This window comes from Arthrobacter sp. SD76, assembly GCF_049726125.1.
Lineage (GTDB): Bacteria > Actinomycetota > Actinomycetes > Actinomycetales > Micrococcaceae > Arthrobacter > Arthrobacter nitrophenolicus.
Genome location: NZ_JBNBLR010000001.1, coordinates 3,574,643 through 3,597,374, shown reverse-complemented (window position 1 = coordinate 3,597,374; position 22,732 = coordinate 3,574,643). Strand labels below are relative to the sequence as shown.

At 67.3% G+C, this 22,732-nt stretch carries 22 protein-coding genes and 6 pseudogenes; 15 read left to right on the top strand and 13 right to left on the bottom strand.

Going from position 1 to position 22,732, the window contains the following annotated elements:
- From ACPEE0_RS17365 to ACPEE0_RS17350, 4 genes are all read left to right on the top strand, one after another.
- Nucleotides 1-1,038, top strand: a complete 1,038-nt coding sequence (locus tag ACPEE0_RS17365) for a carbohydrate ABC transporter permease (RefSeq protein WP_009357224.1) — start codon at nt 1-3, stop codon at nt 1,036-1,038.
- Nucleotides 1,035-1,931 carry a carbohydrate ABC transporter permease gene (locus tag ACPEE0_RS17360; RefSeq protein ID WP_354177055.1) on the top strand — a complete coding sequence of 299 codons (897 nt, stop codon included), beginning with the start codon at nt 1,035-1,037 and terminating at the stop codon, nt 1,929-1,931. Before ACPEE0_RS17365 ends, ACPEE0_RS17360 begins: the two co-directional genes overlap by 4 nt.
- Nucleotides 1,928-2,176 carry a hypothetical protein gene (locus tag ACPEE0_RS17355; protein WP_424574950.1) on the top strand — a complete coding sequence of 83 codons (249 nt, stop codon included), beginning with the start codon at nt 1,928-1,930 and terminating at the stop codon, nt 2,174-2,176. The genes ACPEE0_RS17360 and ACPEE0_RS17355 overlap by 4 nt, the downstream gene beginning before the upstream one ends.
- A 127-nt stretch (nt 2,177-2,303) precedes the next feature.
- Nucleotides 2,304-3,356: a LacI family DNA-binding transcriptional regulator gene (locus ACPEE0_RS17350; RefSeq protein ID WP_133348397.1), complete on the top strand. Its 1,053-nt coding sequence runs from the start codon at nt 2,304-2,306 to the stop codon at nt 3,354-3,356.
- Between the two features lie 45 nt (nt 3,357-3,401).
- Here the strand turns inward: ACPEE0_RS17350 and ACPEE0_RS17345 are convergent.
- Both ACPEE0_RS17345 and ACPEE0_RS17340 read right to left on the bottom strand, forming a co-directional pair.
- A pseudogene (locus tag ACPEE0_RS17345) lies at nt 3,402-4,285 on the bottom strand (hypothetical protein).
- A 34-nt stretch (nt 4,286-4,319) separates the two neighbouring features.
- Complete coding sequence (locus ACPEE0_RS17340) at nt 4,320-5,126, bottom strand: exodeoxyribonuclease III (RefSeq protein ID WP_133348401.1); 807 nt, start codon at nt 5,124-5,126, stop codon at nt 4,320-4,322.
- 169 nt (nt 5,127-5,295) lie between these two features.
- Here ACPEE0_RS17340 and ACPEE0_RS17335 point away from each other — a divergent pair, with 169 nt between their 5' ends.
- From ACPEE0_RS17335 to ACPEE0_RS17320, 4 genes are read left to right on the top strand one after another with little or no spacing between them, the layout of a single operon-like run.
- Nucleotides 5,296-6,795: a CoA-acylating methylmalonate-semialdehyde dehydrogenase gene (locus tag ACPEE0_RS17335; RefSeq protein WP_424574949.1), complete on the top strand. Its 1,500-nt coding sequence runs from the start codon at nt 5,296-5,298 to the stop codon at nt 6,793-6,795.
- On the top strand, nt 6,795-7,910 hold the full coding sequence (locus ACPEE0_RS17330; protein ID WP_424574948.1) for an enoyl-CoA hydratase/isomerase family protein: 1,116 nt from the start codon (nt 6,795-6,797) through the stop codon (nt 7,908-7,910). Before ACPEE0_RS17335 ends, ACPEE0_RS17330 begins: the two co-directional genes overlap by 1 nt.
- Nucleotides 7,903-8,934 carry a 3-hydroxyisobutyrate dehydrogenase gene (mmsB, locus tag ACPEE0_RS17325; protein WP_354177050.1) on the top strand — a complete coding sequence of 344 codons (1,032 nt, stop codon included), beginning with the start codon at nt 7,903-7,905 and terminating at the stop codon, nt 8,932-8,934. Before ACPEE0_RS17330 ends, mmsB begins: the two co-directional genes overlap by 8 nt.
- Entirely contained in the window at nt 8,931-9,707 is a 777-nt protein-coding gene (locus ACPEE0_RS17320) for an enoyl-CoA hydratase (protein WP_009357218.1), read from the top strand. Before mmsB ends, ACPEE0_RS17320 begins: the two co-directional genes overlap by 4 nt.
- On the opposite strand, the gene ACPEE0_RS17315 is transcribed toward ACPEE0_RS17320, so the two are convergent.
- Complete coding sequence (locus ACPEE0_RS17315; RefSeq protein WP_424574947.1) at nt 9,694-9,816, bottom strand: hypothetical protein; 123 nt, start codon at nt 9,814-9,816, stop codon at nt 9,694-9,696. The genes ACPEE0_RS17320 and ACPEE0_RS17315 overlap by 14 nt on opposite strands.
- 8 nt (nt 9,817-9,824) lie before the next feature.
- A complete protein-coding gene (locus tag ACPEE0_RS17310) occupies nt 9,825-10,685 on the bottom strand; it encodes an NAD(P)/FAD-dependent oxidoreductase (protein WP_424574946.1) in 861 nt (286 codons plus the stop codon).
- Nucleotides 10,686-10,751: 66 nt separating this feature from the next.
- On the opposite strand from ACPEE0_RS17310, the gene ACPEE0_RS17305 reads away from it, so the two are divergent.
- Together ACPEE0_RS17305 and ACPEE0_RS17300 are read left to right on the top strand one after the other, a co-directional pair.
- Nucleotides 10,752-11,336 carry a helix-turn-helix domain-containing protein gene (locus ACPEE0_RS17305; RefSeq protein ID WP_407708888.1) on the top strand — a complete coding sequence of 195 codons (585 nt, stop codon included), beginning with the start codon at nt 10,752-10,754 and terminating at the stop codon, nt 11,334-11,336.
- A gap of 71 nt (nt 11,337-11,407) precedes the next feature.
- Entirely contained in the window at nt 11,408-12,067 is a 660-nt protein-coding gene (locus ACPEE0_RS17300) for a DedA family protein (protein ID WP_424574945.1), read from the top strand.
- An 18-nt stretch (nt 12,068-12,085) separates the two neighbouring features.
- Here the strand turns inward: ACPEE0_RS17300 and ACPEE0_RS17295 are convergent, their stop codons facing one another.
- Nucleotides 12,086-12,592, bottom strand: a complete 507-nt coding sequence (locus ACPEE0_RS17295) for a MarR family winged helix-turn-helix transcriptional regulator (protein ID WP_424574944.1) — start codon at nt 12,590-12,592, stop codon at nt 12,086-12,088.
- On the opposite strand from ACPEE0_RS17295, the pseudogene ACPEE0_RS17290 reads away from it, so the two are divergent.
- From ACPEE0_RS17290 to ACPEE0_RS17280, 3 genes and pseudogenes are all read left to right on the top strand, one after another.
- Nucleotides 12,581-13,847 (top strand): annotated as a pseudogene (locus tag ACPEE0_RS17290) (acyl-CoA dehydrogenase family protein). The gene ACPEE0_RS17295 and the pseudogene ACPEE0_RS17290 overlap by 12 nt on opposite strands.
- 123 nt (nt 13,848-13,970) lie before the next feature.
- Nucleotides 13,971-14,438: pseudogene (locus ACPEE0_RS17285) on the top strand (SDR family NAD(P)-dependent oxidoreductase); the annotation flags it as partial.
- A gap of 68 nt (nt 14,439-14,506) precedes the next feature.
- Nucleotides 14,507-14,959 (top strand): hypothetical protein, encoded by a 453-nt coding sequence (locus ACPEE0_RS17280; protein ID WP_424575342.1) that lies wholly within the window; start codon nt 14,507-14,509, stop codon nt 14,957-14,959.
- A gap of 38 nt (nt 14,960-14,997) precedes the next feature.
- Here the strand turns inward: ACPEE0_RS17280 and ACPEE0_RS17275 are convergent.
- From ACPEE0_RS17275 to ACPEE0_RS17255, 5 genes and pseudogenes are all read right to left on the bottom strand, one after another.
- Nucleotides 14,998-15,725, bottom strand: a pseudogene (locus ACPEE0_RS17275) (MerR family transcriptional regulator).
- 125 nt (nt 15,726-15,850) lie between these two features.
- On the bottom strand, nt 15,851-16,186 hold the full coding sequence (locus tag ACPEE0_RS17270; protein WP_009357212.1) for a hypothetical protein: 336 nt from the start codon (nt 16,184-16,186) through the stop codon (nt 15,851-15,853).
- Between the two features lie 135 nt (nt 16,187-16,321).
- Nucleotides 16,322-16,519 (bottom strand): annotated as a pseudogene (locus ACPEE0_RS17265) (cold-shock protein); the annotation flags it as partial.
- Between the two features lie 133 nt (nt 16,520-16,652).
- Nucleotides 16,653-17,279: a response regulator gene (locus ACPEE0_RS17260; protein ID WP_009357210.1), complete on the bottom strand. Its 627-nt coding sequence runs from the start codon at nt 17,277-17,279 to the stop codon at nt 16,653-16,655.
- Nucleotides 17,276-18,511 (bottom strand): sensor histidine kinase, encoded by a 1,236-nt coding sequence (locus tag ACPEE0_RS17255; RefSeq protein WP_424574943.1) that lies wholly within the window; start codon nt 18,509-18,511, stop codon nt 17,276-17,278. Before ACPEE0_RS17255 ends, ACPEE0_RS17260 begins: the two co-directional genes overlap by 4 nt.
- Nucleotides 18,512-18,703: 192 nt before the next feature.
- Between ACPEE0_RS17255 and ACPEE0_RS17250 the strand changes: the two genes are divergently transcribed.
- Nucleotides 18,704-19,267 carry a GlcG/HbpS family heme-binding protein gene (locus tag ACPEE0_RS17250; RefSeq protein WP_424574942.1) on the top strand — a complete coding sequence of 188 codons (564 nt, stop codon included), beginning with the start codon at nt 18,704-18,706 and terminating at the stop codon, nt 19,265-19,267.
- A 9-nt stretch (nt 19,268-19,276) separates the two neighbouring features.
- Nucleotides 19,277-19,993, top strand: a complete 717-nt coding sequence (locus ACPEE0_RS17245) for an ankyrin repeat domain-containing protein (RefSeq protein WP_407708896.1) — start codon at nt 19,277-19,279, stop codon at nt 19,991-19,993.
- Nucleotides 19,994-20,110: 117 nt separating this feature from the next.
- Here ACPEE0_RS17245 and ACPEE0_RS17240 read toward each other — a convergent pair whose 3' ends face one another.
- The 3 genes and pseudogenes from ACPEE0_RS17240 to ACPEE0_RS17230 all read right to left on the bottom strand — a co-directional run bounded on the left by ACPEE0_RS17240 (nt 20,111) and on the right by ACPEE0_RS17230 (nt 22,729).
- Entirely contained in the window at nt 20,111-21,304 is a 1,194-nt protein-coding gene (locus ACPEE0_RS17240) for an acetyl-CoA acetyltransferase (RefSeq protein WP_424574941.1), read from the bottom strand.
- Entirely contained in the window at nt 21,301-21,972 is a 672-nt protein-coding gene (locus ACPEE0_RS17235) for a CoA transferase subunit B (RefSeq protein WP_009357205.1), read from the bottom strand. The genes ACPEE0_RS17240 and ACPEE0_RS17235 overlap by 4 nt, the downstream gene beginning before the upstream one ends.
- A 29-nt stretch (nt 21,973-22,001) precedes the next feature.
- Nucleotides 22,002-22,729: pseudogene (locus ACPEE0_RS17230) on the bottom strand (CoA transferase subunit A).
- Nucleotides 22,730-22,732: the final 3 nt, after the last annotated feature.

The window sequence follows — 22,732 nt, the reverse complement described above, 5'->3', positions numbered from 1 at the left end:
ATGGCAACCGAATTGGGCCCGACGCCGGTCAAGAAGCCGGCGTCGGGCGCGCCCGATGTACACCACGGTCCCAAGGGCGTAGGCGAAGACAACGCCATCCTCAGCCAGGGCAAATGGGCCTCCTGGCTGCTGGCACCCACCATCATCGCCCTGGGCATCGTGATCGTTTACCCGATCATCAGCGCCATCGTGATGTCCTTCCAGAAGGACGCGGGACTGGACCCTGCCACCGGCCTCTTCACCGCAGGCGGGCCGGCCGGTATCCAGAACTACGTGAACTGGCTTGGACAGCAGTGTGCAGCACCGGGCGGCGGCACCGTCGCCTGCCCGCCGGGCACCCTGGGCGGCCAGTTCTGGACCGCCACGGGCACCACCTTCCTCTTCACGGTGATCACCGTGGCCTTCGAAACCGTCCTCGGTTTCTGGATGGCCATGATCATGGCACGCACCTTCAAGGGCCGCAGCCTGGTCCGTGCGGCCGTGCTGGTGCCGTGGGCCATCCCCACCGCCGTCACCGCCCAGCTGTGGCTGTTCATGTTCGACTTCAACGGCATCATCAACAAGCTGTTCAACGCCTCCATCCTCTGGACCGGCAGCGAATGGCCGGCCAAGTGGGCAGTGATCATTGCCGATACCTGGAAGACCACGCCGTTCATGGCGCTCCTGATCCTTGCCGGCCTGCAGATGATCCCCGCAGAGGTCTACGAGGCATCAAAGGTTGACGGTGCCAGTGCTTGGCAGCGCTTCCGCCTGATCACTTTGCCGCTGGTGAAGCCGGCGCTGATGGTTGCCATCCTGTTCCGCACCCTGGATGCCCTCAGGATGTTCGACCTTCCGTACATCCTGACCGGTGGTGCGAACAACACCACCACGCTGTCCATCCTGGTGATCAACCAGATCAGGCAAGGCTTCAACTCTGCGGCCGCGCTCTCCACCATCACGTTCCTGATCATCTTCCTGGTGGCGTTCATCTTTGTCCGCTTCCTTGGCGCGAACGTTGTGGAACAAAGCGGAGCCACCGGTAAGGGGAAGAAATGACAACCACAGCCGCTTCCGCCAATTTACGGGCGCAGCAGGACAAGGGCCGCAAGGCTTCGCAGAACCGGGAAAAATGGGCGAGCGTCCGGACCTACATCAGCGCCGCCGTCATCCTGATCTGGTGCCTTGCGCCGGCGTACTGGATGGTCGTAACGGCCTTCCGTGAAGTCGGGTTCACCTACGACACCACGCCCTGGCCCACGCACGTGACGCTTGACAACTTCATCACGGCGTTCGACACCTCGTTCGGCAACAAGTTCGGCCAAGCACTGCTGAACAGCATCATCATCGGTGTGACCGTCACCGTGGTTTCGCTGATCATCGGCGTGTTCGCGGCGTACGCCCTTGCCCGCCTGAACTTCCGGTTCAAGTACCTGGTGCTGGGCTTCATCCTGGGCGCGTCCATGTTCCCGGGCGTTGCCCTCATCACCCCGCTGTTCCAGCTGTTCACCAACATCGGCTGGATGGGCACCTACCAGGCGCTGATCATCCCGAACATCTCCTTCGTCCTGCCGCTGACGGTCTACACGCTGACCTCCTTCTTCCGCGAGATGCCGTGGGAGCTTGAAGAATCAGCGCGCGTCGATGGCTGCACCCAAGGGCAGGCGTTCCGGAAGGTGATCATGCCGCTGGCCGCACCGGCCATCTTCACCACCGCCATCCTTGCCTTCATCTCCTCCTGGAATGAGTTCCTGATCGCCAGCCAGCTCTCCAATGAGGCTACGAAACCGGTGACGGTTGCCATCGCCAGCTTTGCCGGCGCGCAGCCCAACCAGATTCCGTACACCGCGATCATGGCCGCGGGCACCATCGTCACCATTCCGCTGGTGATCCTGGTGCTTGTGTTCCAGCGCAAGATCGTGGCCGGCCTGACTGCGGGTGCAGTCAAGTGACCCGCGATGCTTCCCGCTCCCGCTCCGCGGGGGCGGGAAGCGACCGCAGGCGCGTCCGGTCCGGCGAGGACTTTGACATCATCATCGGATTCCTTGGCTTTTGGGCCCTGGTCCTGCTGGTGGTCACGGTCTGGATGGAAGTGACTGCACAGCCTGCGCTCGGCTGGGCCCTGGGGCTGCTGGCCACGCTCCTGGCGCTCTACGGCATGATCCGTTTGCGCCGGAAGCTCCCCGAACGCAGGTAGCCGGGGGAAGGCCATGACCGTCACGGTTTAACGCTGCGTGGCCGGGGAGTGCGAAAATACGAAGGCTCGGGGGCCAGCGCAGGGCGAGCGGCAGCTTCACGCTGCATGGAGTTATTGAGGGGACACGGTGGCACGCACAACAGAAAGATCCCAAAGGGGCGGCCACTCGGGAGTCAGCATCGAGGACGTTGCGGCAGCCGCCGGTGTCTCCACCGCCACAGTTTCCCGGGCCGTCCGTGGCCTGCCCCGCGTTTCGCCCGCCACCCGCGAACGCATCCTTGAAGTAGCCGGGAACCTGGGCTACGTCGCCTCATCCTCCGCGTCCGGGCTCGCTACCGGCCGCACCAAGACCATCGGCGTGCTGGCCCCGTTCGTCAGCCGCTGGTTCTTTTCCAAGGCCATTGAAGGGGCTGACCGGGAACTCCATGCCCGGCAGTACAACCTTTCCCTGTTCAACCTTGGCGGCCATGGCAGCAACCGTGAGCGGCTCTTCAGCAAGACCATGGTCTACAAGCAGATTGACGCCCTGCTGGTCCTCTGTATGGCACTGACGCATGAGGAGCTGGACCACCTTCAGAAGATCGACATCCCGCTGGTGGTGGTGGGCGGACACGTCGAGGAATGCGCCTACATCGGCATTGACGACTACGCCGCCGCTTCCACTGCCGTGCGGCACCTGATCGACCTGGGCCATCGCGATATCGCACTGCTCCACGGTGACGACGAGACGGACCTGAACTTCGACGTTCCCAGGGTCCGGATCCTCGCCTTCAAGGACGTCATGACGGCCGCCGGCCTGCCCACCCGTCCCGAGTGGGACGAATGGGGCGACTTCACGGTCCGCAGCGGGCAGGAGGCCTTCCGCCGGTTGTGGGCACGGCCAGGTGCCAAACCCACCGCCATCTTCTGCGCCTCCGACGAGATGGCCATGGGCGTCATCTTCGAGGCCCAGCGCATCGGCGTCCGCGTACCGGAGGAACTGTCGGTCGTGGGGATCGACAACCACGATTTTGCCGACGCCATGGGCCTGACCACCGTGGGGCAGCGGCCCGACGAACAGGCCGAGCTGGCCACCAAGATGCTCCTTGACGAACTGGACGGGCAGGTTGGTGCCGTGAAGTCCGCCGTAGCGCCCCATGAACTGATTATCAGGAGGACGACGGCGCCGCCCCAGTCGTAGGACTGCGGCACCTGCGGCATGCCCACCCCGGCAGGGACAGCGGCGTCAGGACGCGCGCGCCAGCTGCCGGATGGGGATCCAGCGCGAGGCCAGGCGCCGGTAGGCTGCCGCAGCCCCGGTCATGTCGCCCTCCGCGAGGCATTCGATGCCCAGCCGGATGTCCATCGGGGATTCGTCCGGATACACCTTGTCCGCCACGGCACCGTAGTCCAGCTCCACCATCGATTCCACATGGAACTGCTCGAGCCATTCGGTGAGCTGGGCGAGGTCGTCCAGCATGTCCAGGTCCGGGGCCGCGAGGGCCAGGTTGGCAACCGCGTAGCGGGCCCGTTCCAGGGCGTCGGTGATCGAAGCCCAGACCCGGACGGTGAGGATGCGGCCGGCCGCCTCCACCACGTCCTTGTGGTCCGACTCCATGAACAGCGAAAACCAGCTGAACGGGATCCCCCAGGTTGACGCCCGGGTATGCACCCTGATGGAGCCGTCCCGGGCCTTGACCTGGTCGATCCGTTCCTGGTGCTTGTCCCGCTGTTCCTCGGGGATCAGCAGTTCCGCGAGCGGGCCGTGGATCCCCTCCATCAGCGCGTTGGCTGCCAGGCCGGCACGGAGGACCAGCTGGCTGGGCAGTACAGCAGCACCGGCTCGGCGTCAGCGCCGTCGTCGGCGGCTCCGCCCTGGGATGCCGGGGCAGTGGTGACCCGCACCAGGTCGGTGCGTCCGGTGGGAAACGGGTCACCGCCTGAACGCGTAATGCGCCCCAGCGAGGCGAGCAGTTCGGCGTTTTCGACGGCGGCACGCGAGGCTGTGCGTGCACCTGCCGCCTGGATGGCGGCGCGCTGCTCTTCCGGGAACGCGTCCAGCGGCTCGTAGACCCGCAGCGTGGAGGAAAAAGGCAGGCCTGCCTGGCCCCGGTAGAGGTTTCCCGTCATCGCGGTCTCCTTGTCTGGGTCCAGGTGGCTGTCATCAATCCGCCAGTTCCACCAGGACGGGGGCGTGGTCCGAGGCGCCCTTGCCCTTGCGTTCCTCGCGGTCAATGGAGGCGCCGGTAACCCGGCTGGCCAGTGCGGGGGAGGCGAGGACAAAGTCGATGCGCATGCCTTCCCGCTTGGGGAAGCGCAGCTGGGTGTAGTCCCAGTAGGTGTAGACGCCGGGGCCGGGAGTGTAGGGGCGCACCACATCGGTGAAGCCCGCGGATTCGAAGGCGTGGAAAGCGGCACGCTCGGGCGGGCTGACGTGGGTGTACCGGTTGTTCACGAACAGATCGATGTCCCAGACGTCCTCGTCGAAGGGGGCGATGTTCCAGTCGCCCATCAACGCCACCTGGGCCTGCGGGTCCTCGGCCACCAGTCCCTGCGCGTGCGTCTTGAGGCTTTCCAGCCATTTGAGCTTGTAGGGCATGTGCTCGTCGTCCAGCGACCGGCCGTTGGGAACGTACAGGCTCCAGATCCGGATGCCGGCGCACGTGGCGGCCATGGCACGGGCCTCCTGCACGGGATCCTTGCCGGCCTTGCCGAAGGAAGGCTGGTCGAGGAAGGTCCGTTCGACGTCCTCCAGGCCTACCCGGGACGCGATGGCCACGCCGTTCCACTGGTTCACACCGAAGTGGGCCACCTCGTAGCCCATCCGCTCAAACAGTTCCCACGGGAAGTTATCGTCCTTGCACTTGGTCTCCTGGATGGCCAGGACGTCGCAGTCGCTGCGCTGAAGCCAGGCTTCGACGCGGTCTGCGCGGGCACGGAGCGAATTTACATTCCAGGTAGCTATCTTCACAGTTCCTAACTTACCGTGGCAGCACTGCAGCAGGTAAAGCAGGACGGGGCCTGCAGGAGTGCCGGCGGAGCGCATGCCCGGCTGATGGAACTTAGTTGGAAGTCCGAGTAGATTCGCAACCAGAAATGACCTGGGCCACAAACCGGAACACTGCGAAGGAGCATCAGCCATGGTGCGCGAGCTGTCCCATTACGTCGGAGGCCGGCATGCCGAGGGGAGGTCCGGACGGTTCGGGGACGTCTTCGACCCCTGTACGGGCCGCGTCCAGGCCCGGGTTCCGCTGGCCGGCCGCGACGAGGTGCAGGAGGCTATAGCAGCCGCCGCCCATGCACAGCCAGCCTGGGCGGCCATGAACCCCCAGCGGCGGGCACGGATCCTCCTGAAGTTCGTCGACCTGGTGAACTCGCAGATGGACGAGCTGGCGCGGTTGCTGTCCTCCGAGCACGGCAAGACCGTTGCCGACTCCAAGGGGGACATTCAGCGCGGCCTGGAAGTGGTGGAGTTCGCCGCCGGGGCTCCCCACCTGGTCAAGGGCGAATTCTCCACTGACGCCGGGGCCGGCATCGACATCCATTCACTCCGCCAGCCGCTCGGCGTCGTGGCCGGCATCACGCCGTTCAACTTCCCGGCCATGATCCCCCTGTGGAAGTCCGGCCCCGCCCTGGCCGCTGGCAACGCCTTCATCCTCAAACCTTCCGAGCGGGACCCCTCGGTACCGCTCCGGCTCGCGGAACTCTACAGCGAGGCGGGCGTGCCCGACGGCGTGTTCAGCGTGGTCAACGGGGACAAGGAAGCCGTGGACGCCATCCTCGAGGACCCCCGGATCAAGGCGGTCGGCTTTGTTGGTTCCACCCCCATAGCCCAGTACATCTATGCGACGGCGGCCGCGCACGGGAAGCGGGCGCAGTGCTTCGGCGGAGCCAAGAACCACATGGTGGTCATGCCGGACGCGGACCTGGACCAGGCTGCGGACGCCCTGATCGGCTCCGGTTACGGCTCCGCCGGCGAACGGTGCATGGCCATCTCCGTGGCAGTGCCGGTAGGCAGGGAAACCGCGGACCGGCTGGTGGAAAAACTTCAGGAACGGATCAAGGACCTCCGGGTCGGCTCCAGCATGGCGCCGGATTCGGACTTCGGGCCCGTGGTGACAGCCGCTGCCAAGGAACGCATCGAGGGCTACATCAGGGCAGGCGTGGACGACGGCGCCACCCTCCTGGCCGACGGCCGCGGGTTCACGGTGAAAGGCTATGAGGACGGATTCTGGGTGGGTCCCACCCTCTTCGACAACGTCACCCCGGACATGGCGGTGTACCGCCACGAGATTTTCGGGCCCGTCCTCAGCGTGGTCCGGGCGTCCGGCTACGAGGAAGCACTGCGGCTCTGCACGGACAACCCGTACGGCAACGGCGTTGCCATCTTTACCCGCGACGGCGACGCGGCCCGGGATTTCGCCACCCGCGTGGACGTCGGCATGGTGGGCATCAATGTCCCCATCCCGGTGCCCCTGGCCTATTACACGTTCGGCGGCTGGAAGGCGTCCGGCTTCGGCGACCTGAACCAGCACGGCGCGGACGCCTTCCGGTTCTACACCAAGACCAAGACCGTCACCACGCGCTGGCCCTCCGGAATCAGGCAGGGATCCAGCTTCGTCATGCCGGAAGGAAGCTGATGGCGCAACGTGCAACGGACGGGCCGGAGGTGCTGTTCGAACGGCGGGGCGCGCTGGCGGTGATTACCCTGAACAGGCCTCGGGCGGTTAACGCATTGACCGCGGGCATGGTGGGCATGATCCTGGAGCAGCTCACCGCGTGGGCGGACGACGACGGCGTGGCCACCGTCCTGGTCCAGGGCGCCGGAGAGCGGGGCCTCTGTGCGGGCGGGGACATCGTGGCCATCTACGAGGACATCCCGCACGGCGGCCACCGGACTGCTGACTTCTGGCAGGCCGAGTACCGGATGAACTCCCTGATAGCCCGCTACCCCAAACCGTACGTGGCCCTCATGGACGGCCTGGTCCTCGGCGGTGGGGTGGGCATTTCCGCCCATGGTTCCGTCCGCGTGGTCACCGAGCGGACCAGGACCGGGATGCCGGAAACCACCATTGGCTTTGCCCCCGACGTCGGCGGGACCTTCCTGCTCGCCCGTGCACCGGGGGAGACGGGAACCCATGCGGCGCTGACGGGAGCGCACCTGGACGGACCGGACGCCTTGTACCTGGGCCTCGCGGACCATTACGTACCGTCCGCCCGGTTGCCCGGCTTGGTGGCGGCGCTCGAAAGCGAAAGCCCGAACGCCGCCGTCGGACGCTGTGCCGGGGAGGCCCCGCCCTCCGCCCTGGCGGCCCAGCGGGAGTGGATTGACGCCTGCTACGCGGAACCGGACGCCGGGGATATCGTCCGCAGGCTCCGCTCCTGGCAGGGCAGCGGCGCTGCGGAGGCACGACAAGCCGCGGAGGCGATTGAGGCAAAATCGCCGACGTCGGTCAAGGTGACGCTGGAATCGCTCCGCCGTGCCCGCGGATTGAGCCTGGATGAGGCCCTCGCCGAGGAATACCGCGTGGGCCTGCGCTTCCTCGCCGGCGCTGACTTCCGGGAGGGCATCCGCGCCCAGGTGGTGGACAAGGACCGTACGCCGCGCTGGCAGCCGCCCACCCTCAGCGAGGTGCACCCGCAGCATGTTGCCCGCTACTTCCAGCCGCTGGACGGCGGGGAACTGGATCTTGGTACGGCGTTGGACAGGGTTACAGCGGCAGACCGGCAGTTAAAGGAGACGGACCATGCCTGACAAGTACACCGTGGCGTTCCTGGGCCTGGGACACATGGGCGTTCCGATGGCCGCGAACCTGGTCACGGCAGGGCACAGCGTGGCCGGCTACGACGTCGTGCCTGCCGCGCTCGAGGCAGCCCAGTCCAGGCAGATTCCGGTGGCAGCCGGCGCCGCCGACGCACTCGCCGGTGCCGACGTGGTGCTGACCATGTTCCAAAGCGGCCAGCAGGTGCTCGATGCCTACCGCGGGACCGGCGGCGGGCCCGGCCTGCTGGCGGCAGCCGCGCCGGGCACCATGTTCCTGGACTGCTCCACCATCAACGTTGACGAGGCACGCGAGGCGGCCCGGCTGGCAATCGAGGCAGGACACCGCTCCGTGGACGCCCCCGTTTCCGGCGGCGTGGTGGGTGCCGAGGCGGGAACCCTTACCTTCATGGTGGGCGCCGGGGACGATGACTTCGAGGCCGTCCGGCCCCTGCTGGAGGTGATGGGAAAGCGGGTGGTGCACTGCGGTGCCCATGGCGCCGGCCAGGCAGCCAAGGTCTGCAACAACCTCATCCTTGGCGTATCCATGATCGCAGTCAGCGAGGCCTTCGTCCTGGGGGAGAAGCTGGGCCTCAGCCACCAGGCACTGTTCGACGTTGCATCGGCGGCCTCCGGCCAATGCTGGGCCTTGACCACCAACTGTCCCGTCCCCGGCCCCGTCCCCACCAGCCCGGCCAACCGCGACTACCAGCCCGGATTCGCCGGTGCGCTGATGGCCAAGGACCTCAACCTTGCCGTCAACGCCCTGCACAGCACCGGCGTGACAGGGCGGATGGGGCAGCTTGCAGCGGAAATCTACGATACGTTTGCCGCGGAAGGCGGTGCCGGCCGCGACTTCTCAGCGATCATCACAGACATCCGGGAAAAGTCCGCCACAGGGGCTCCGGCGGCGCACGGAACGGCTCCGCCACCGGATGCCGCCGGGCCGGGCGCAACAACGGCGGGTACAGCAACGGGTAATGCGCCAACAGCACACGACGACGGGAGTCCTGAATGACGGAGTACCACAACATCCTGGTGGAGCAGCAGGGGCGGGTGGGGCTGGTCACCCTCAACCGGCCGCAGGCGCTGAACGCGCTGAACAAGGCCACCATGGAGGAACTGGTCTCCGCGGTCACCGCGATGGACTCGGACCCCGGGGTGGGCGCCGTGGTGATCACCGGATCCGGCAAAGCCTTCGCCGCCGGCGCCGACATCAAGGAGATGGCGGCGCAGGGCTACATGGACATGTACGCGGCCGACTGGTTCCGCGGGTGGGAGGACCTCACCCGCCTGCGGATCCCCACCATCGCCGCGGTCTCCGGTTTCGCCCTGGGCGGCGGCTGTGAGCTGGCCATGATGTGCGACCTTATCATCGCCGGCGACAACGCCAAGTTCGGCCAGCCCGAGATCAACCTGGGGGTGCTGCCCGGCATGGGCGGATCCCAGCGACTGACCCGAGCAGTGGGCAAGGCCAAAGCCATGGACCTGATCCTGACGGGCAGGTTCATCGGGGCCGAAGAGGCCGAACGCAGCGGCCTGGTGTCCCGGGTTGTCCCCGCCGAGGACGTCGTGGGGGAAGCCCTCAAAGCAGCCGAGGTCATCGCGTCAAAGTCGAAGCCGGTGGCCATGGCAGCCAAGGAGGCCGTGAACGCCGCCTTCGAAACCGGGCTCGCACAGGGCGTCCTGTTCGAGCGCCGGCTCTTCCACTCCCTCTTTGCCACGGAGGACCAGAAGGAAGGCATGGCGGCATTCACGGAGAAGCGCCAGCCGGCTTTCAAGCACCGGTAAGGGCCTGCGACTCCCGGTAGGCCGCGAGATCGCGTTCCATTTCCTCCGCCATCAGGTGGTTGTTGATGACGACGGCGGTCCACGCTGCCGATGCGGCAGAGGCCAGCACCTGCGCCTTCAGGTCCGTGACGTTGCCCGCGGCCCAGACGCCGGGAACCGCCGTGGCGCCGTCGGCATCCGTTTCAAGGTAGTCACCGATGCCCATGGGTGCGGTAACGGGGACAGGCCAAGGCCGGCAAAGGCATGGAGGCGGGCGGAGGTCCGCGCACCCACCACCAGGGCGTCCAGGGCAACCTCGGGACCCCCGGCCAGTGCCACTCCGCGCAGGGCGTCGCCTTCCACCCGAAGGGTTTCCACGGCGCCGGCGACGACCTTGACGCCCCGCGCTGCCAGTAGTTCGAGCTCCGGTTCCGAGGGAATGGTGCGGTCATTGAGGAACAGGGTGATGTTGCTGCTCCATTGCCGGAACAGCAGTCCCTGGTGAACCGACCACGACCCGTTGCCCAGGATGCCGATCGCCTGGTCCTGCACCTCCCAGCCGTGGCAGAACGGGCAGTGCAGTACGTCCTTGCCCCACCGCTCCCGCAAGCCGGGAATGTCCGGCAGTTCGTCCACCAGGCCGGTGGCAATGAGGAGCCGCCGGCCGCGGAGCCGACTACCGTCGTCGAGCGTTACCCCAAAGCCCTGCCGCACGTCGCCGGTGGCGGCAGTTGCCTCTCCGCGGAGGATCACTCCGCCGTAGCTCGCCACCTCCGCCCGTCCGGCGGCCAGCAGGACTGCGGGGCTGATTCCGTCACGGGAGAGGAAGCCGTGGACACCTTGTGCCGGCGCGTTCCGCGGATCACCGCTGTCCACCACCACCACGGACCGGCGGCTTCGACCCAGCATCTGGGCTGCACTGAGGCCGGCGGCACCGCCGCCGACGATGACGACGTCGTAGAAGGGACCACGGGAGCTGGATGGGGCATTTTCAGTCATGGGTCCATGGTCTGGCGAAGGCGTCGGTTTCCGCAAACAACTTTGCCGTTATGGCAAAATAGCTGAATGGATGAGAACCTTGACGACGTCCTGGCGGCCGTGGGCCCGCGGCTGAAGGCCCTCCGGGTCAGCCGCGACGTCACGCTCACCGCTCTGGCGGAGGCCACCGGAATCTCGGTCAGTACCCTGTCACGGCTCGAATCCGGCCAGCGGCGGCCCAACCTCGAACTGCTCCTGCCCCTGGCCAAAGCGCACCAGGTGCCGCTGGACGAACTGGTGGGGGCGCCGGAAACGGGCGATCCGCGCGTGCACCTCCGCCCTATCGAGGCCCGGGGGATGACCATCATTCCGCTGACCCGGAAACCGGGCGGCATCCAGGCCTACAAGCACATCCTGCCCGCCGGCCGGCTGGAAGAACCCAGTCCGCAGGTACACGAGGGCTACGAGTGGCTGTATGTCCTGAACGGGAAACTGCGCATGGTGCTGGGCAGCCAGGACCTGGTCCTGGGGCCCGGCGAGGCGGCGGAGTTCGACACCCGCATCCCCCACTGGTTCGGCAGGGCCGACGGCGGGGCCGTGGAATTCCTCAGCCTGTTCGGCACGCAGGGCGAACGGATGCACGTGCGGGCAAAGCCCGCCGCCAAAAGATAGGGGCTTGCCGGGCTGTCAGGTTTCCCCCAGCCCCGTAAGGTAGACAGGACCGCAGGAAGTTTGCAGCGGAAATGGGGGAGAATCAGATGCAGGTACCGGCGGCGGGCGCGGCGGACGGACTTGGTGGCCTTGTTGGTGTTGCTGCGCAGGCAATTGACAGGCTGGGGGAGTGGGGTGTGGGAGCCTTCACTCTCGCCGAAACAATACTTCCGCCCATTCCGAGCGAGGTGATCCTGCCGCTGGCGGGCTACCTTGCCAAACAGGGGGCCCTCAACCTGCTCCTCGTCTTTGCCACCAGCCTGCTGGGCGCCTACGCCGGGGCACTGTTCCTCTACTGGCTGGGTGCCAAGCTGGGGCTGGAACGCTCCATCCGCGGGCTGTCCAAACTGCCCCTGGTGGACCGGGAGGATTTTGAGCACGCCGCCGAATGGTTCCGCCGCCATGGCCGGTCTTCCATCTTCTTCGGCCGGCTCCTTCCCGGCGTCCGCAGCCTCATTTCGCTGCCAGCCGGGGCCTCCGCCATGCCGCTGGGGACCTTCAGCCTCTACACCCTCGCGGGGAGCGGGTTGTGGAACGGCGCCCTGATTGGGTTGGGGTATGCCCTGGGCACCCAGTACCGGCTCATCGAGCAGTACTCCCGGTTCCTCAACTACGCGGTGTACGTGGCACTGGCCGTCACGGTGGTCCTGCTGGTGGTCCGGAGGGCGAAGCGGGCCAAAGCCAACCGCTGACCGGCTGCCTCCCCGCGTTCAGTCCGCGAAGTCCCCGGCATTCCTGCGGAAGTCGCCCAGGATCCGGATCAGGAGGTCCACGTCCCCGGGGCTGAAGCCGGGATCGCTGAACACCTCGCTGTTCAGCGCCGCCGTGGAACGCCTGGCCAGGCTGCGTCCCTCGCCGGTGAGGGCGATCAGCGTGGTGCGGCCGTCCGTGGGATGGGGGGACCGCGCCACCAGTCCGGCGCGTTCCAGCCGGTCCACGGCGTTGGTGACCGACGTCGGATGGACCTGGAGCAGGGCGCTCGCCTTCTTCATGGGCAGCGAGCCCTTCCGCGAAAAATTCAACAGTGCCAGGAGTTCGTAGCGGGCAAACGTGAGGCCGAACGGCTTGAGGGTGGCTTCAATCCTGGCAAGGAGGATCTGCTGCGTCCGCATGACGGCCGTGATGGCTGCCATGGGCGCGGCAACATCTTCCCACCCGTGTTCCTCCCAGTTGCGCCGGGCTTCGGCAATGGGATCGCGGGGCAAATGCGTACCCAAACCAGCCCCTTTCCGGAAAATCCTGTGAATATACTAGGACATCCAACGGTTTGGCGAGGGAGGAATTCCGTGCAGCCCCAGGAGCATAACGGCCGGCCGCCCTTTCCGGACGCGGACCTGATCCATGTGGTGGAGCTCCTTCCGGCCGCAGAACGGCAACGCTATGCGCGGACGCGGGAATTCCTGCAGGCAACTGTGCGGCCGGCATCCCTCGGCTACTGGAACCGCGAGGACTTTCCGTTCGGCCTGCTGCAGGACATGGCTGGCCACGGCCTGGGGGCCCTGCAGCTGGATGGCAGCTCCGCCTTGTTCAAAGGGCTGATGTACGCGGAACTGGCCCGCGCGGACGTCTCCCTTTCCGCGGTCGCCGGCATCCACAATGAGCTGATTGTGGGCATGATCAGCCAGCTGGGCTCCGAGGAGCAGAAGAGCCGCTGGCTGCCCGGGCTTACGGGCTTCACCGAGCTGGGGGCCTTCGCGCTGACGGAGCCCGGCCACGGTTCGGACATTTCCCGGGGGCTGGAGACATCCGCCAGGCTGGAGGGCGGTGAGTGGGTCCTCAACGGGGCAAAGCGCTGGATCGGTGCCGGGACCATCGCCGACTTTGCCCTCGTCTGGGCGCGGGACCAGGCGGACGCAGGAGATCAAAGGCTTCATCGTGGAGACCGGCCGTCCCGGCTTCACGGCCACCAGGATCGCCAACAAAATCGGACTGCGCATCATGCAGAATGCGGACATCACGCTGGAGGATGTCCGGATCCCGGCCGGCAACCTGCTCCCCGGGGCGGCCCGCTTTGCATCGGTCCAGGGGCTCCTGCGGGATTCCCGGGCGTGGGTGGGCTGGCAGGCGGCCGGCATCCAGTTCGCCGCATTCGACGTCGCCCGGGACTATGTCCTGGAGCGGCACCAGTTCGGCCGTCCACTCGCGGGATTCCAGCTGGTCCAGCAGCAGCTCGCCGATATCCTGGGCAACGCCTCCGCATCCCTGGCGCTGATGGTGCAACTGGCGCGGCTCCAGGAGGAAGGCCGGCTGGAAATGGCGCAGGCGGCCATGGCTAAGGCCACTACCACGCGGCTGGCCCGGGCAACGGTTGCGATGGGCCGGTCGCTGCTGGGCGGCAACGGCATCAGCGGTGACTACGGCATGGCCAAGCTGTTCGGTGATGCCGAGATCCTTTATACCTACGAAGGCAGTTACGAAATCAATTCACTGCTGGTGGGGCGGGCTGTCACCGGGATTTCCGCCTTCACCTGAATCCCGTTCGGACGGGGACGACGCCGGCAGGCGTTGTCCCGCGCCCCGCCCCTGGATAGCATCGAAGAGGTAAGCCTACTTACTGTTGGTCTGCTCCCCTGGGGATGCGGGAAGGGAAGCCCGATGCGCGTCAAGAACTCCGTCATTGTGATCACCGGTGCCTCGAGCGGGATTGGCCGGGCCACCGCGCTTCGCTGCGCATCCAGGGGCGCCAGCCTGGTCCTGGCATCGCGTGGAACCAAAGCCCTTGAGTCAGTTGCCCGGGAATGCAGGAAGCGCGGGGCGAAAGCAGTTGCCGTAGCCACCGACGTGACGGACCCGGCTGCGGTGGAGAACCTGGCCGCGCGTGCCGTGGCGGAGTTCGGACGCCTTGACGTATGGGTCAACAACGCGGCAGTGGGCGCCTTCGGCCGGCTCCTGGACGTTCCGCCTGCTGACTTCCAGCGGGTCCTTGACGTGAATATTTCCGGCTACGTGAACGGTGCGCGTGCTGCCCTGGCCCGCCAGGCTGCCCAAGGTTCAGGGGTCCTGGTCAATGTCGCGTCAGTAGTGGGGGAGACCCCGTTGCCCTACTCCGCAGCGTATTCCATCACCAAGGCCGCGGTCCGGTCCCTCAGTGTCAGCCTACGGTCGGAACTGGCACTGGAAGGACTGTCCGGGTGGACGTGTGCACAGTCCTGCCGGCCACCATCGACACCCCGTTCTACCAGCACGCAGCCAACTACACCGGCCGGCGGGCACGTGCCCTGCCCCCTGTCTACACCCCGGAACGCGTCGCGAGGGCAATCATCAAGGTCATCGAGCACCCGCGCCGCGAAATCGTGGCGGGCGGTCCGGTCGCCCGCCTGCTGGTTCTGCAGCACAGGGTCACGCCGAAACTGGTGGAAGGGTCAGTCGCCCGCCAGGTGGACAAGAAGCAGCTTCCCCGCCGCAAGTCCGTCGCCGTCACCCCGGGCAACCTGCACCGTTCTTCGGAATCGATCAGGAAAGGCTCCGTGAGCGGTGGCTGGCATGGCCGGCGTGGGACGGCCAGGCGCAGGTTCTTCACCGCAGCGGCAGTGGCCGGCGCCGTGATGGCCGCCGGCAGGCTGCGGGGCCGGCAGGCTTACTGACGTCCACCCGGGGCCCGGGCCCCAATGGAATGCAAGCCCTAAAGGTTCCTGTCCGCGTAGGCGTGCAGCGCGTCCCGCACGAAGCCCGCGCCGGCCTCTCCACCGTAGTTGGCAGCGAACCGGGGGTCGGCGACGTACATGTCCGCGAGCCCGGTGACGTATCCCTTGATGTCTCCGCCGCTTTCCGCGGCCGGGGTGCCGGGGATGGACTTCAGCCATTCAACGTGGCGCCGGGCCAGTTCCTGGGCTTCGGGACTGGCGGGAGAAATATCTGATCCGGCTGCGGCCAGCCAGTCCTTCCCCAGCTGTTCGGAGCGCGACTTCCACTCCCTTTTCTCCGCTTCGTCCATGCCCCGCCACCACGAGTCACCCTTCGCGTAGGCGTCCTTGCCCCACCGCTCCTCGACCTCGTCCTTGTACTGCGTGTGGTCGAATCCGTCGAACATTTTTTCTGCCATGAGTTCTCCTCCTTCTTAACCGTTTCGAGTGTTTGCCGGACGGACGCGATCTGGCGGGACAGCCTGTCCTGTTCCTTCCGCAGCCAGTCCAGGTGGCGGGTCAACGCCTTCACGGTGTCCGTCTGCTGCTGGAAGACCTCCGCGATGGCCGGCAGCCCCAGGCCCAGTCCGCGAAGCAGCAGGATCCGCTGGAGCTGCAGGAGGGCGGCGGCGTCGTAGTGCCGGTAGCCGTTGCTGCCCACCCGACTGGGCTTGAGCAACCCGATGTCGTCGTAGTGCCGGAGGGTGCGGCTGGTGGTGCCCGCCATCCGGGCGACGTCCTGGATGGACCAGTCCCTCGCTGCCTCAGCCGTGGTTTCTTCCATGGACTGAGCGTAGGGGTTGACGCAGCGTCAAGGTCAAGGGGCGGAACCGGTTCAGGGGCGGAGCAGGTTCAGGGGGTGGGGCGGTTCCGGGGTGACCGATTGCGTGCCTGGGCCACGAGACGGCGGAAGGCGAGGATGAAGATGGCTTCAATCAGGAGCATCAGGCCCACCAGCAGCCACTGTTCCCCGGCAATAAAAACAACGCAGCCGGTCAGTGCCAGGACTGTGCCCAATGCCAGGGTGTACGTTGCGAAGCCCACGGCAACCCGGGCGCTGCGAACTCCGGTGCGGAACCCGAAGCCGTGCGGTTCACCACCGGGGTAACCGGGAACGCGGTCCGGCGCGGCGGGTCCCAGGGCATCGAATTCTTCCCAGGGATCCTTGTCCTGCGCTTCTGCGGCCATGCTCCAATTATCCCAAAAGGGGTTCCCGGATGGGCAGGGCCGGGAAGCAACGCAAAACAGCGGCCCCGCCAGCTGTCGCTGGCGGGGCCGCTGGACGGGTTCTCCGGTGCAGGCGCCGGAGGCCCAAGCCTTAGAGGGGGCGGATGTCTCTGCCTGCGGGCCCTTGGGGCCCTGGGTCACATCGAATTCGACCTTCTGGTTCTCGTCCAGGGAGCGGTAGCCGCTGGTGGCGATTGCCGAGTAGTGGGCGAAAACGTCAGCGGACCCGTCATCGGGGGCAATGAAGCCAAAACCCTTTTCGGCGTTGAACCATTTAACTGTGCCTGTTGCCATGGCTGCATTCCTTCATGTGACTCTGATTCTCTCCCCGGGGTGTCAGCCCGGAGTGTGCGGAGAACGTCCCCCGCTGTTCCCCAACGTACGGGGACAATGGCCTGCGTGCAAGGGTTGGCCCGGCATGGCGTGCTCAGCGCATGCCTTCACGGCGGATTGCGGTGGCTATCGCAGCCGCCCTGGTCTCCACTCCGAGCTTGGCGTAGATGTGCGCGAGGTGGGTTTTGACCGTGGCTTCGGAGATGAAGAGGCGCTGGCCAAGTTCCCTGTTGCTGAGCCCCTCAGTGAGCAGGCTGAGCAGCTCGGCCTCCCGCGGCGTGAGGATCTCGTCCGGGTTGCGCAGCTGCTGGAACAACCGGGACGCCACGGGCGGGCTCATGACGCTTTTGCCCTGCACGGCGCCACGGATCGCAGCGAAGATTTCCTCCGGCGCCGCATCCTTCAGGAGATAGCCCATGGCGCCGGCATCCACGGCGCGCACAATGTCCGCATCGGAATCGTAGGTGGTGAACACCAGGATGGCCTGCCGCTGGTTGAGCCCGCGGATCCTGCGGATGGCCTCGATGCCGTCCATGCCCGCACCCATGGCCAGGTCCATCACCACCACGGCGGGGGAGTGCTCGCGCACCTGCACCAGGGCTTCCTCGCCGGAGGCGGCCTCTGCCACCACGGTTATGTCCGGCTGCGTCCCAAGCAGGGCGCGGAGGCCGCTGCGGACTACCAAATGGTCGTCCACCAGCAGGACGGTAATGGCGCTCATGCCTGACCTCCCTGGTCTTCGCCGCCGGCAGGAGCCGCGGGCAGTTGGGCGGCCACGATGGTCCCTTCCCCGGGTGAGCTTTCCACCGAGAAGGTGCCGCCCAGCTGTTCCACCCGCTGGCGCATGGCCCTCAGCCCGTACCCTCCGGCGTCCGACGGCGGTGCTGCCGCCGCCGGATCAAAGCCGACACCGTCGTCGTAAATGTCCAGGGTGACGGCCTCGGGAAGGAAGCCCAGCGTCACGGTAGTGGTAGTGGCTGACGCGTGGAGCTTGATGTTGGAGGTGGCACTTTGCACGACGCGGAGCAGGGCATGTCGCACCTCCCCGGCCACGGCCCGCGGCTCGCCGGTAACGAGGAGCCGGGCCTGGGGCGCGTACTGCCTCGCGGCGACGAGGAGGGCTTCGGGCAGGGGAGATCCGTCGAGCCCGGGGGAGGCCAGTTCGTGGACGAGGCTGCGGGTTTCGGACAGGTTGGTGCGCAGGAGCCCGGTTGCCTGCCGGAGTTCGTCCCGGGCGGCAGCCCCTGGCCAGGCACGTCCGGCGGCCTCCAGCAGGAGCAGGCTGCTGGCCAGTCCCTGGGTGACGGTGTCGTGGATTTCCCGGGACATGCGTTCGCGTTCGGCGATGGTGCCGGCGCGGCGCTCGCTGGCGGCCAACTCGCCCTGCGCCCGCGAGACCTCCGCGTGCAGGCGGCGCTGCTCCTCGGCGTCGTGCTGGATGCGGTCGTAGATCAGCGTCAGCATCAGTCCCACCGCCAGCGGGCCCAGGAGCATGGCGAGGTCCGTGCCGTCACTCATCCGGAACAGCCCTGCCGCGGTGGCGGCCGCTGTGGTGCCTGCCGCCAGGTAGGCGGCGGTTCCGGCCAATGCGCTGCGGCAAAGGAAGAAGAGCGCGAACGAGCACCAGGCAAAACTCGGCGCCGCGACCACCAGGACCGCCCAGACAACCACCAGGGTGAACATCCACGGGATGCCCGGCCTGCCCCGCGCCGCGAGCACGGCCACGGCGGCATAGAGCAGGCTCGCCGCGGCAGCCAGGCCAAGGATCAGCAGGTTGTCGGCGGGGCTGTGCCGCATGACGTAGCGGACCAGCGAGGCCACCAGGAGCACCGCGAATCCCAGGTGTACTGCGGTGCCGATGCTGCCCAGGCCGGTGCGCGGTGCGCTGGTCCGGGGCCGGGTTCCCGGGGCGGCAGCGGTGGCCGGGGCGGTACCGGCGGCTCGGGTAGGCATGGGATGTCCCGTTCTGGCTGGTGGGAAACGCTCCCTTCCATGCTATTGCCCCCGCCGTTGCCGGTCTCTCAGCCATTTGGCTGATACGGCTGGCCTTCCGGTGGAGGGTTCAGCAGACGAAGGCCCGATGCCGGCGCCGGCCGCCCCCGGAAGGATTGGGGCGTACCCACCATGACCCTCCAAGGAGACACCGTGAAGAAGTCGCACAAAGCCTTTGCCGCCGCCGCAGCCGGCGCCCTCGTCCTGACCGCCGGAGCGACGGCGGCAGCCAACGCCGGGACCAGCCCGGCACCGGCAGCCGTCCCCGCCGTCGACGTCCAGGCCGTGCCCGAAACCGTGGTGCAGCAGAACCGCATCAGCGTGAGGGCCTCGGCCACAGCCGTCAGCGCCGCCCTGGCGAAGTGCCAGGCGGACAAGCTGCCCTTCGTCACGGTTGCGCTGGTGGACCGGTTCGGTACCGTCCAGGCGCTGCTCCGCGGTGACAACGCTGCCGAACACACCATCGAAGCGGCCAGGCAGAAGGCCTATACGGCTGCCGCCTTCGGCGCTCCCACCAGTGAACTGGCCAAGCGCATCAACGGCACCGGCCCATCCATCGCCGACCTCCCCGGCACCCTGTTCCTGGCGGGTGGTGTCCCGCTGAAGGTCAACGGCGTCTCAGTGGCGGGCATCGGCGTCGGCGGTGCTCCCGACGGCGCACTGGACGAGGCCTGCGCCACGGCAGGGGCTGATGCCGTCGCCGGCACTGCCAAGTAGGCTCCGCGTATGAAGCGATTCCGGGCGGCCCTGGTGCTTGCCGCCGTCGGGCTTTTGCTCAGCGCGTGCCAGGCCGGTCCACCCGCCCCGCAGGCTGAATCTGCGCCAGCCCCGGCATCCTCCGTCCCCCAGCCCAGTCCGGAACAGCCCACTCCCGAACTGCCCAGTCCGGAACAGCCCCCGACGGCGGCGCCCGCCCCGCTAGCCGCGCCGGCCCTGTCCGCCGCGGAACAGGCGCAGCTGGACCAGGAACTGATCGCAGCCGCCAAAGCCAACAACGCCCCACTCGTGGCCGCGCTGATCGGGCGCGGCGGGAACGTCAACGCCAAGGACGCCATCCAGGACTCCGCGTTCCTCTATGCCGGTGCCGAAGGCTTGAACGAGGTCCTCCGGCTGACGCTGGCGGCGGGTGCGGATGTTTCCAGCATCAACCGCTACGGCGGGACGGCACTGATTCCCGCAAGCGAGCACGGGCACGTGGAGACGGTGCAGATCCTGATCGCGGCCGGTGTGCCGGTAAACCACGTCAACAACCTTGGCTGGACGGCCATGCAGGAAGCCATCCTGCTCAACAACGGCGGCCCGCGCCAGCTGGAAGTGGTGCGCCTGCTCCTGGACGCCGGTGCGGATCCGGACATCCGCGATCCGGAGGGCCGGACCGCCCTCCAGAACGCCGATCGGCTGGGGTTCGCGGAAATCGCGGCCCTCATCCGCTCCCGGGGCTAGCCGCGGCCCCTGCGCACTACCGTTGTGGGGCACAATGGCGCGGACACGCCGTCGGCCATGGCCTTAACGGCTGGCCGCGGCTTCAAACTGCCCCACGACGGCGGCTCCAAGCTCCGGTCAGACAGCTTCGAGGATGCTGACATAGTTGGCGATTCCGACGCCGCCCATGTTTTGGACGGCAGCGCGGCGGGGGTTTGCCAGTTGCATGTCGCCGGCGGTGCCGGTGAGTTGCATGGCGGCGAGGACGTGCTGCGAGACGCCGGTGGCGCCCACGGGGTGGCCCTTTGATTTGAGGCCGCCGGAGAGGTTGACGGGCAGCTTCCCGTCCTTGAAGACCCAGCCTTCCTCGAGGGCCAGGGCGCCCTGCCCGGGCTCGGTGAGGCCCATGGCTTCGTACACGAGCAGTTCGGCGATGGTGAAGCAGTCGTGCACTTCCGCGAGGTCCAGGTCTGCGATTCCGACGCCGGCCATCGCCAGGGCGCGCTGCCAGGACACACGGGTGGCTTCGAAGGCCACGGGGTCCCGGCGGGAGGCGGGGAAGAAGTCATTGGCCTGGCCGAACCCGGCCAGCCGCACGGGCGACGCCGTGCCGCCTGTTGGCGAGGTGGACAGGACGACGGCGGCGGCGCCGTCGGACACGGGCGAGCAGTCCGTGCGGCGCAGGGGGTCGGCGACCATGGGGTTCTTGTCCGAGACCGTGCGGCAGAACTCCTCGCCGAGGTCCTTGCGGAGCTGGGCGTAGGGGTTGTCCACGCCGTTGCGGTGGTTTTTCGCGGAGATGGTTCCCAGGACGTCGCCGAGCTTCCCGTCGGCGTCGTAGCGTTTTGCGTAGTGTTTGGCGACGTCGGCGAAGAGCCCGGTGAAGCCGGTGGTGGAGGACTTGCCGGCCATATCGTAGTCGGCGCCCAGCAGTCCGGCGCCCACCACGTCGGCCCCGGCGTGGGTCATCTTCTCGGCACCGATCACCAGGACGGTCCTCGCTGTGCCGGCGAGCAGGGATTTGGTGCCCTGCTGGAACGCGGCGGATCCGGAGGCGCAGGCGTTTTCCACCCGGGTGGCGGGTACGTTGGCGAGGTCGGGAGAGACCTGCAGCGCCAGCGACGACGGGAAGGCCAGCGGCATCATCCCGGAGTTGAACTGGCCCACGTAGACCTCGTCCACCTGTCCGGGCTCGATTCCCGCGGTGTTGATGGCGTCGGTGGCCACCTGCACGATCAGGGACTCCAGGGTCTCGTCGGTGAGTTTGCCGAACTTGCTGTGCCCCCATCCGGTGATGAGGATGTCCTTGCCGAACTGTTCTTTGAGGCTCATGCGATGGCTCCTTCGCGTTCGAGGGCGATGTCGAATTCTGCGTCGGTTTTGTCGTGGATCTCACCCAGCGTGACGCCGGGCGCCATGCGGGTGAGCGTGAGCCGCCGCCCGCCGTCGTCCTTTTTCACGAGGTCGAAGACGGCGAGATCGCTGATGATCCGGTCCACGCAGCCCAGCCCGGTGAGCGGCAGCGTGCATTCGCGGACGATCTTGGCGGTGCCGTCCTTGGCGTTGTGCTCGGTGAGGACCACCACCCGGGGTGTGCCAGCCACGAGGTCCATGGCGCCGCCCATGCCTTTGACCATCTTGCCCGGGATGGTCCAGTTGGCGAGGTCGCCGTTGCCGGAGACCTGCATGGCGCCGAGGATGGCGACCTTGACGTGGCCGCCGCGGATCATGCCGAACGAGGTGGCGGAGTCGAAGATGCTGCTGCCGGGCAGGACGGTGACGGTCTGCTTGCCGGCGTTGATCAGGTCTGCGTCCTCTTCGCCCTCGTAGGGGAACGGGCCCATGCCGAGCAGGCCGTTCTCGCTTTGCAGGACCACGCGCACGCCCTCGGGCAGGTTGTTGGCGACCAGTGTGGGGATGCCGATGCCCAGGTTGACGTAGTCGCCGTCATTCAGTTCCTCGGCCGCGATGGCGGCCATTTCATCCCTGGTCCAGGCCATGGGGTTTCTCCTTCGAAAGTGGTGGGGGTTCAGAGGGCCAGCGCTTCAGCGGCGGGCTCGGTGCGGGGCCGGACGGTGCGCTGTTCGATGTCCTTGACCCGGGCGGCGGCCTGCACCAGGCGCTGGACGAACACGCCGGGGGTGACGATGTGGTTCGGGTCCAGGGTGCCGGGCGGGAGGATGACCTCGGCCTCGGCGATGGTCAGCTTCCCGGCGGTGGCCACCACGGGATTGAAGTTGCGCGCGGTGTAACGGTAGATGAGGTTGCCGTCCGTGTCCGCGGTGTGGGCGTGGACCAGTGCGACGTCGGCCACGATGCCGCGCTCCCGGACGTACGTTTCGCCGTCGAACACCTCGTGCGGCTTGCCCTCGGCAACAGGGTGCCCACGCCGGTCCTGGTGTAGAAGGCGGGGATGCCGGCGCCGCCGGCGCGCAGCCGCTCGGCCAAGGTGCCCTGCGGGGTGAACTCCACCTCGAGGTTTCCGGCGAGGTACTGCTCGGCGAACAGCTTGTTTTCGCCTACGTAGGAGGCGATGACTTTGCGGACCTGGCCCGCCTCGATCAGGATGCCCAGGCCCTTGCCGTCCACGCCCATGTTGTTCGAGACCACCGTCAGGTCCTGCACCCCCGAATCCCGCACGGCCTCGATCAGATCCGAGGGGATGCCGCTCAGGCCGAACCCGCCCACGGCGAGGGTCATCCCGTCCCTAAGCGCCCCCTGCAGGGCGGCCGCGGCCGAGGGCTGGACTTTGCTCATGGT